Source organism: Thermoanaerobacterium thermosulfurigenes, assembly GCF_051201035.1.
In the GTDB taxonomy this organism is placed as follows: Bacteria; Bacillota; Thermoanaerobacteria; order Thermoanaerobacterales; family Thermoanaerobacteraceae; genus Thermoanaerobacterium; species Thermoanaerobacterium thermosulfurigenes.
Window position 1 is genome coordinate 1 of the sequence record NZ_JBPODR010000046.1, and the last position, 8,890, is coordinate 8,890.

The 8,890-nt window shown below is 34.6% G+C and carries 5 protein-coding genes and 1 pseudogene; 3 read left to right on the top strand and 3 right to left on the bottom strand.

Annotated elements, in window-relative coordinates:
* Positions 1-190, top strand: a pseudogene (locus HNR52_RS11560) (transposase); the annotation flags it as partial.
* Between the two features lie 143 nt (positions 191-333).
* Here HNR52_RS11560 and amrS read toward each other — a convergent pair.
* Positions 334-1,314 carry an AmmeMemoRadiSam system radical SAM enzyme gene (amrS, locus tag HNR52_RS11565; protein WP_013787912.1) on the bottom strand — a complete coding sequence of 327 codons (981 nt, stop codon included), beginning with the start codon at positions 1,312-1,314 and terminating at the stop codon, positions 334-336.
* The gene (gene amrA, locus HNR52_RS11570; protein ID WP_435620645.1) at positions 1,311-2,717 is read right to left on the bottom strand and encodes an AmmeMemoRadiSam system protein A; all 1,407 of its coding nucleotides are present in this window, start codon (positions 2,715-2,717) and stop codon (positions 1,311-1,313) included. Before amrA ends, amrS begins: the two co-directional genes overlap by 4 nt.
* Positions 2,718-2,876: 159 nt before the next feature.
* Here amrA and HNR52_RS11575 point away from each other — a divergent pair, with 159 nt between their 5' ends.
* Both HNR52_RS11575 and HNR52_RS11580 read left to right on the top strand, forming a co-directional pair.
* Entirely contained in the window at positions 2,877-3,299 is a 423-nt protein-coding gene (locus HNR52_RS11575; protein ID WP_013787909.1) for a MerR family transcriptional regulator, read from the top strand.
* Positions 3,296-4,750: an MFS transporter gene (locus HNR52_RS11580; protein WP_013787908.1), complete on the top strand. Its 1,455-nt coding sequence runs from the start codon at positions 3,296-3,298 to the stop codon at positions 4,748-4,750. The genes HNR52_RS11575 and HNR52_RS11580 overlap by 4 nt, the downstream gene beginning before the upstream one ends.
* Positions 4,751-4,781: 31 nt before the next feature.
* Here HNR52_RS11580 and HNR52_RS11585 read toward each other — a convergent pair whose 3' ends face one another.
* Positions 4,782-8,549, bottom strand: coding sequence for a phosphoribosylformylglycinamidine synthase (locus HNR52_RS11585; RefSeq protein ID WP_435620646.1), 3,768 nt, complete (start codon positions 8,547-8,549; stop codon positions 4,782-4,784).
* Positions 8,550-8,890 lie beyond the last annotated feature (341 nt).

Sequence of the window (8,890 nt, forward strand, 5' to 3'; positions counted from 1 at the left end):
AGATGTGATACCTGTAAGGGGATTAGTGCGCTCAAAAATCTGGTTTTCATTCAAAATAGGAGCCATAAATGCAAAAAAAGCACTAAAAATGGCAGTGGAGATGGCTGCGGTTTTTTACAAAAATATCAAAGTCAGATTTATTCTTACAAAATCAGGTAAAAATCAAGCAAAGTTATCATTAGTAGCTTAAAAAATGCTTCTTATGACACTCAAATCTTAGTTTGATTTTAAAATTAAAAACGAGTTACAATAAGTTATATTATTCGCCAAAAACCTATTGTAACTCGTATTTTTATTTAAATTATCTCTTAACTTCTTTTATGTAAAGTTTCTTTATATAAAACCGTAAAAACCTTTCCCACATTTACCACATTTATTATTTTCTATTCCAACAACATGTACATAACCTTTTCTTTTAATCAAGAGATGTCCGCAATTAGGACAATAAGTATTGCTGTCAAATCCAGATACATTGCCTAAATATACATAATTCAGATGCTTTTTTGCAATGGCATAAATATCTTCAAGCACTTTTATCGGTGTTTCTGGATTTTTCATCTTATATCGAGGAAAATACTTAGAAAAATGTATAGGTATATCTTTGTTTATACTTGATATCCATTTGCAAAGTCCTTCAATTTCAGTATAGTCGTCATTTTCCCCTGTCACCACCAATGTTGTTATCTCTACATGACAGTATAGTACAGCTTCTTCAACAACTTTCAAAACACTTTCCAGATTTCCATGACATATTCTTTTATAATATTCATTAGAAAAAGCCTTTACGTCTATATTTACTGCATCAATATATTTAATAATCTCTCTTAAGGGATCGATATTTATATACCCGTTTGTCACAAGCACGTTTTTAAGACCTTCTTTATGTGAAATTTTTGCGGAATCTAACACATATTCATACCAGATCGATGGTTCATTATAAGTGTACGCAATTCCTACATTACCTTGCTGTTTCTTTGCGATTTCTACCAATTTACTTGACGATAGGTATTCCCCTTCCAGCCTTTGTTGAGATATCTCCCAATTTTGACAAAATTGACATCTTAGGTTACAACCGTATGTTCCAACAGAAAGTATGTAGCTGCCAGGCATGAAATGATATAAAGGCTTTTTTTCTATTGGGTCCATAGCTATAGATGCAATTTTCCCATAATTTTCAGAGTATAACACTCCACCTTCATTTTTTCTAGCGCGACAAAAACCATATTTCCCATCGTTTATTATACAATTTTGCGGACACAATAAGCAGTGTACACTATCGTTATCTATCTTCTCATAATAGAGTGCTTCTTTCATTTATGCCTCACAACCTCAAATCTTTCGATAGTATACTTTTCATCCGGTGCAATGCCAGCTTTTCTAAGTGCGATAGATATCTGCCGATCAACTGTATCAACCCCATCAAGATCTGGCAATAAGAGCCCACTTTTATAACCGCTTCTTACGATTACGCCGTACTTTTTTGCATCCAGATAATCTTTTGATTTTACAACCTCAGGTTTTGTCAAAACATCAACTGAATACACTATGTCGTCAAGTTCATCTATCTCAACAGGATAGAACCTCGGATCTTCTGTACCAGCGCTAACTGCATTTCTTATGATTTCTTCTGCGATATTATTCTTTGAAGGATATATGGTGCCTATACACCCTCTTAATTCTCCATTTTTATGCAATGATACAAATACTCCTGCTTTATTTTTTGTCATTTCATCTGGCAGATTATCCGGTACATTCATTATACTATTGTTTTTCAAATAATACTCAAGGCTTTCTCTTGCTAATTTCACATAAGCATCTTCTGATTTCCTTATATTATCTATTCTCTCTTTTTTTATTTTATACAGTTCATCTAATAATCCCATTCCTGTGTAACTTTCGGGGATGAATTCGGCAACACCATATCCAACGCCAAAAGGACCTTCATAAGATAAAATGTTAGACTTTACCTTGTAGCCATCCAATACACCCAACATGACGCAAACGGATCTAAACCCACATTCCGCAGCATCACTTATAAGTTCTTTATCCATATTGATTACTTCTTTCACTTTAAAATCTCTTAGCAAGTTCAACAATTTCTCATCAAAAACCTTTCCATTCGGTGTATACCCATTAGGACTGTTTGGCGTTAATTTGTGTGATAAATCACCACTTGCAATAAATACCACATTTCTATCGCTTTCCCTTATGGATTTCCCTATTTGGACTCCAAAATCATATAACTTTTCAAATGGCAAAAAACCATATGACATTCTTATGAGATTAAAAGTTTCGAAATGCTGTTTCAGAAAATATAATGGAACGATGCATCCATGGTCAAGTTTTTTTGAAAGCTTAAATCTGCTTATCATTTTGTCATCTATTTTTGCTATAGGTATTTTTTTATTTTCTGTATTTTTTACTATGTCATTGGCTAATGATAAATCAGTCTTAAACTCCATTTTCACATTATAAGCGCCAAATTGTCCCAAATCACCTTCTACCGTTTGTCTCAAATCAATCGAAACAGCATCGCTGAAGACATACGCATGTGGTGAAATTATAATTATAGTATCTGGTCTTTGATTTTTTATATTTAGAGATGCTTTTTCAAAGGAATCTATCGTCTTTTGAATTTTATGTTCTTCCCCTCGTCCCACCTCATGAACAATTATAGGCGGGTGCGGCATCAAATATGTTGACATTAATTTACCCATAATCCTACCTCCACATTGGTTATAATTACCTTTCAAGTATATATTATACCTCAAATAATGTATTTTAAAGTTTTTTCTTATGAAAATTATCAAATTATTTTACATTAACCTTGACGTTAATGTTAACTAGTAGTAAAATTATTCGTTGGAGGGTTTATGATGGAAAAAAAATATTACAAAATAGAAGATGTTTCAATAAAAACAGGTTTGACAAAAAGGGCTATTAGGTATTATGAAGATTTAAATCTTATTTCACCCAAAAGGACGGATTCAGGATACAGATTGTACACCGATGAAGACATAGAAAAAATTCAAAAGATAATATCTCTGAAAGATTCACTTGGCTTCAGCTTATCTGAAATCAAGGAAGCATTAGAACTAGATAAAAATGTCAAAGATATATTATCTGGTGAAGTTGCAGATGCAGAAACAATCGATAACTACGCTAAATTGATTGAAAAGCAAATAGAATTGATTGAAGAAAAGAATAAAAAACTATTGATGGCAAAACAAAAATTTGAGGAGCTATTACTAAATTTGTCTAAGTTAAAGCAAAAATCAAAGGAGGCAGACACAATATGAAAAATATCAGTTACAAGTGGATAGCATTATCCTGTACCACTCTTGGAGCCCTTTTTTCAGTATTAAATGGCAGTATGCTTTTAATATCACTTCCTGATATTATGAAAGGTTTAAATGCCAACATGGGTATAATCATGTGGATCGTAATGGGATATATGCTTTCATTGACAATATTAGTACCAGCAATCGGTAGAATAGCCGATATGTTTGGAAGGAAAAAATTATACGTATCAGGTTTTGCCATATTTACCATTGGTTCGTTACTATGTGGTATTTCAAATAGCGGACTACAACTGCTTATATACAGAATAGTGCAGTCAGTTGGCGGTTCTTTAATGGTTGCTAATAGCACAGCAATCGTAGCAGACGCTTTTCCAAAAAACGAATTAGGAAAAGCTCTTGGCATAAACAGCATGGTAGTCAGCATAGCATCAGTAATAGGTCCAATATTAGGAGGCTTCTTGACGAGTTTAGGATGGAGATATATATTCTATATAAATGTGCCATTTGGAATTATAGGTACTCTATGGGCATTGATTCAGCTAAAAGAGCTTGACAAAATACCTGAAGGCCAAAAATTTGATTTAAAAGGTACACTTCTTTTTACAGTAGGATTATTGCTGTTTTTAATCGCGTTGTCTTTCGGTGGATTCGTAGGTTGGTACAACAAGTCAATCATAACTCTATTCATAATATCAATAGCATTGATTTTGGCATTTGTTTATGTTGAAAATACTACCGAACAGCCCATGCTGGATTTAAGATTGTTTAAAACGAGAATCTTGGCATTTGCTTTTGGAAGCACACTGCTTAACGGTATTGCAAGAGGCGCAGTAACATTTTTGCTCATATTCTATCTTCAAGGAATAAAAGCAATGGACCCATTAAAGGCAGGAATATTCTTAGCACCTTTTGCACTATCTATGATGATCGTATCGCCAATAAGCGGATACTTATCTGATAAATACGGTGCAAGAGCATTAAGCTCTATAGGTCTTTTTATTTCGGCTATCGGCTTATTGGGATTTGTAAGAATTTCACCTAAAACATCACTTACAGAGCTTATCGTTTGGATGCTTATTATGGGATTTGGGTCCGGCATGTTCTTCTCACCTAATACAAGCGAAATAATGGGATCTGTCCCATCTGACAGAAGGGGTATTGCTGCCGGCACGAGAACAATGATGAACAACGCTGGACAGGTAATAAGCATAGCATTATCAATGGCAATCGTGTCATCCAGCATAACTCCTGAAGCGATGCAAGCTCTTTTCGTCGGCACACAAGTCGGTTCAAAAGGTATTGCCATAGCACAATTTATATCTGGGCTAAGAGAAGCGTTTTTGATATCAATGATATTTAGCTTAATAGCATCGTTTATATCATACTTAAGAGGTCCAAAACCAGACTGGAACCAAAGCTCTCACAAGATAAAAACAGAAGAAACATAAAAGGTTACAGAATCGTAACCTTTTATGTTTCTTATTTAAAATATTCGACGCCAGCTTCAAATATCTTTTGATCTTTGTTGCCGTATATATTTTTAGCCACGTTCTTGCCAATTCTCTCAGAATGTCCCATCTTACCAAGTATCCTGCCATCAGGGCTTGTGATGCCTTCTATGGCCCAATAAGAACCATTAGGATTGTAAGGCATCTCCATTGTTGGATTTCCATCCACATCTACATATTGTGTGGCAATTTGCCCATTCTTTTTTAACATATCTAAAACATCATCATTTGCAATAAATCTTCCTTCTCCATGTGATACAGGTATTACATGAATGTCGCCACATTTGACATTGTTAAACCATGGTGAAAGATTCGACGTTATCTTTGTTCTTACATAGCATGATACATGTCTACCGATCGTATTAAATGTCAACGTCGGATCACTCGTATCAATGTCGCGAATCTCTCCATAAGGAAGTAATCCAAGTTTTATAAGTGCTTGGAATCCGTTGCATATACCCAGCATCAAGCCATCACGATACTTTAAAAATTCCATAACTACATCTTTGACTTTTGGATTTCTAAATACTGTTGCAATGAATTTTCCAGAACCATCCGGTTCATCTCCAGCGCTGAATCCACCTGGCAACATGATTATCTGAGAATTCTCTATAAGTTTAACAAGCTCATCGATAGACTCATTTATATCAGCTCCTGTTAAATTCTTAAAAACATGCATTTCAACCAAAGCACCGGCCTTTTCAAAAGCTTTTTTGCTATCATATTCGCAATTGGTACCAGGAAAAACTGGTATTAAAACTCTTGGTTTTGCTACTTTAAGGCTTGCCCTAAAGGAATTATTTTTGTTGTACATAATATTCGGTATTTGTCTAATGTTTTCTTCCACAGCTGTAGGAAAAATTGTTTCAAGTGGTTTCTCCCAGTGTTTTTTCGCTTCATCAAGATGGATTTTAACATCTTCTAAAATTATATACGGCTCATCAATCGTCCTGCCTAAAATTTTATAATCAATTCCTTTTAAATATTTATCATCATCAAAATCACCATCTACTTCTATTATTAAAGAGCCGTATTCAGAAACGAAAAAGTCCACATCACTTATATTCGCCTCCAATTGGAAACCTACCATATTCCCAAAAGCCATCTCAGTGATGCATTCAGCAATTCCGCCGTATTTTACCGAAGATGCTGCTAATATTAAATTTTCATTTAATAGTTCATTGACCTTATCAAAATTCCTTTTTAGTTTTTCGAAATTTGGTAAATCTTGTTGATTTCTTTCCGCCTTAATAATTATTACTTTATCACCGCTTTTCTTAAATTCTGAAGATATCACTTTATTTGCGTCAGCAGTTGCAACAGCAAATGCTACCAATGTAGGAGGCACATCCATATCCATAAAAGTACCGGACATACTGTCTTTACCACCAATTGCGGGAATACCTAAAACTTTCTGTGCGTATAAAGCACCTAACAATGAACTAAATGGTTTTCCCCATCTTTTAGGGTCTTTGCCTAATTTCTCAAAATACTCTTGAAGTGATAGCCTAATCTTTGTATAGTCACCACCCATTGCCACAATTTTAGATACCGCCTCAATAATTGCATAAACAGCACCATGGAAAGGACTCCATTTCGACAGTTTAGGATTGTATCCAAATGCCATCAATGTTGCCGTATCCGTATCTCCTTCTAAAACAGGTATTTTGGAGGCCATACCTTCAGATGGCGTCATCTGATATAAACCGCCAAATGGCATCAAAACAGTTGAAGCACCAATTGTGGAATCAAACATCTCAGTCAATCCTTTTTGACTACACACATTTAGATCCTCAAGATTCCTAAGCCACAATTCCTTTATATTGTTCATTGATTGGGCAGATTTTAACCGTTCAAAATAGCTTTCAGAACTAATACTGTCTACGATGACATCTGTAAATTGAGAAATTCCATTTGTATTTAAAAATTCTCTGCTTATATCCACAATGACCTTTCCATGCCAAACCATTTTTATTCTCATATCGTCTGTGACTTCTGCGACTTTAGTAGCTTCTAAATTTTCTTCTTTTGCAAGCTCTATAAACTTTTCAGCGTCTTCTGGTGCTACTAATACAGCCATTCTTTCTTGTGATTCAGATATAGCAAGTTCTGTCCCATCTAAACCTTCGTATTTCTTCGGTATTGCATCGAGGTTAATTAAAAGCCCATCACTTAATTCTCCAATTGCAACAGACACACCACCTGCTCCAAAATCATTGCACTTTTTTATCATTTTTAAAACATCAGGATTTCTAAAAAATCTTTGAATTTTTCTTTCTGTTATAGGATTGCCTTTTTGTACTTCTGCACCACTTGTATAAATGGATTCTTGCGTGTGTTCTTTTGAAGAACCTGTGGCACCGCCACAACCGTCTCTTCCTGTCCTACCACCCAACAAAATCACTACATCGCCTGCCGTTGGCTTTCCCCTAAAAACATTTTTCTTAGGAACTGCACCTATTACCGCACCTATCTCCATTCGTTTAGCTACATATCCTTCGTCGTAAATCTCTGAAACTTGTCCTGTAGAAAGTCCTATCTGATTCCCATATGAACTGTAGCCGTGGGCTGCTTCCTTAGTAATCTTTCTTTGCGGCAATTTGCCTTTTATAGTCATCTCAACTGGCGTTCTTGGATCTCCGGAACCTGTAACGCGCATCGCCTGATACACATAGGCCCGGCCTGATAAAGGATCTCTAATCGCTCCTCCAAGGCAAGTAGCTGCACCTCCATAAGGCTCTATTTCTGTAGGATGATTGTGTGTTTCATTTTTAAACATTACAAGCCATTTCTCGCTTTTACCATTTATGTCTGCATCGACTACGATACTACATGCATTGTTTTCATCAGATTCATCAAGATCGTCAAGCAGTCCCCTTTTTCTCAATTCTTTCATTCCTATTGTAGCTATGTCCATAAGGCACATTGGTTTCTTGCTTTCGCCATAGACAAATTCTCTGGAGTTTTTGTATTCATGAAAGGCTTTTAAGATAGGTTCATTGTATTTCCCATCACAAATTTTCACATCATTGATGTTTGTAAGAAATGTGGTGTGGCGGCAGTGATCGGACCAATAGGTATCAATAACTCTTATCTCTGTAATTGTAGGATTACGTTTTTCTACATCTTCAAAATAGGAATGACAGAATTTAAAATCTTCCAAGCTCATTGCCAAATTTAGCTTCTCATAGAGCTTTTCTATTGAAACATCATCAGATTCAACAAAGCCATCAAGAACTTCCACATCATCGGGACAATCAACTTCTAAATCAACAGTTTCTCTTTTATCTAATGAAGCTTCTCTTGAATCTACAGGATTAATGCAATAGTTTTTTATTTTATCAAATTCCTCATCTGTCAATTTGCCACTTAAAACTATAACTTTTCCACAAAATACTTTTGGTTTAAAACCGTTTGTAAGTATTTGAATACATTGTTCAGCAGAATCAGCCCTTTGATCATACTGTCCTGGTAAAAATTCGATAGCAAACACTCTATCATCTTTCTCATATGGCAAATCTTCAATGTGTACATCATCAAGATTTGGCTCTGAAAAGATCGTATTAACAGCCTTTAAAAAAACATCTTCAGATAATCCTAAAACATCATACCTGTTTATCACCCTTACGCTTTCAAGACCAGAAATATTGAGATTGTTTTTAAGATCATCAAAAAGTTTTTTTGCTTCAATATTGTATTGCGACTTTTTTTCTACATAAATTCTTTTTACATCACTCACAAAATATCTCCCCCATTTAGCCTAAATTACGAACTTTGTAATATTATAATATATAATACATCTTAAATCAATAAGTATTTTGACTAATAAAATCCGAACATTTAATGATAACTTTGTAATTAAGTTTGTTTATAACGTCTATATGTCATCTTCATCGGTTCTGCATATTATATAACAAAAAACTTAAAAAAGAAAAAACTTAGTGTATAATTTTAGTAGGCGGTAAAAAATAGAAAAAGGAAGGAATCCAAAAGATACCTTCCACTTATATGAATCATCCGCTATAATGTTTAAATAGAAAAAACAAAAAAAGCGTTATAGAGGTGATTACATGTTCAAAT

Bases quoted from the DNA above. Each gene is read 5' to 3' on its own strand.
- amrS (WP_013787912.1), bottom strand. From the start codon at position 1,314: ATGAAAGAAGCACTCTATTATGAGAAGATAGATAACGATAGTGTACAC.
- amrA (WP_435620645.1), bottom strand. From the start codon at position 2,717: ATGGGTAAATTAATGTCAACATATTTGATGCCGCACCCGCCTATAATT.
- HNR52_RS11575 (WP_013787909.1), top strand. From the start codon at position 2,877: ATGGAAAAAAAATATTACAAAATAGAAGATGTTTCAATAAAAACAGGT.
- HNR52_RS11580 (WP_013787908.1), top strand. From the start codon at position 3,296: ATGAAAAATATCAGTTACAAGTGGATAGCATTATCCTGTACCACTCTT.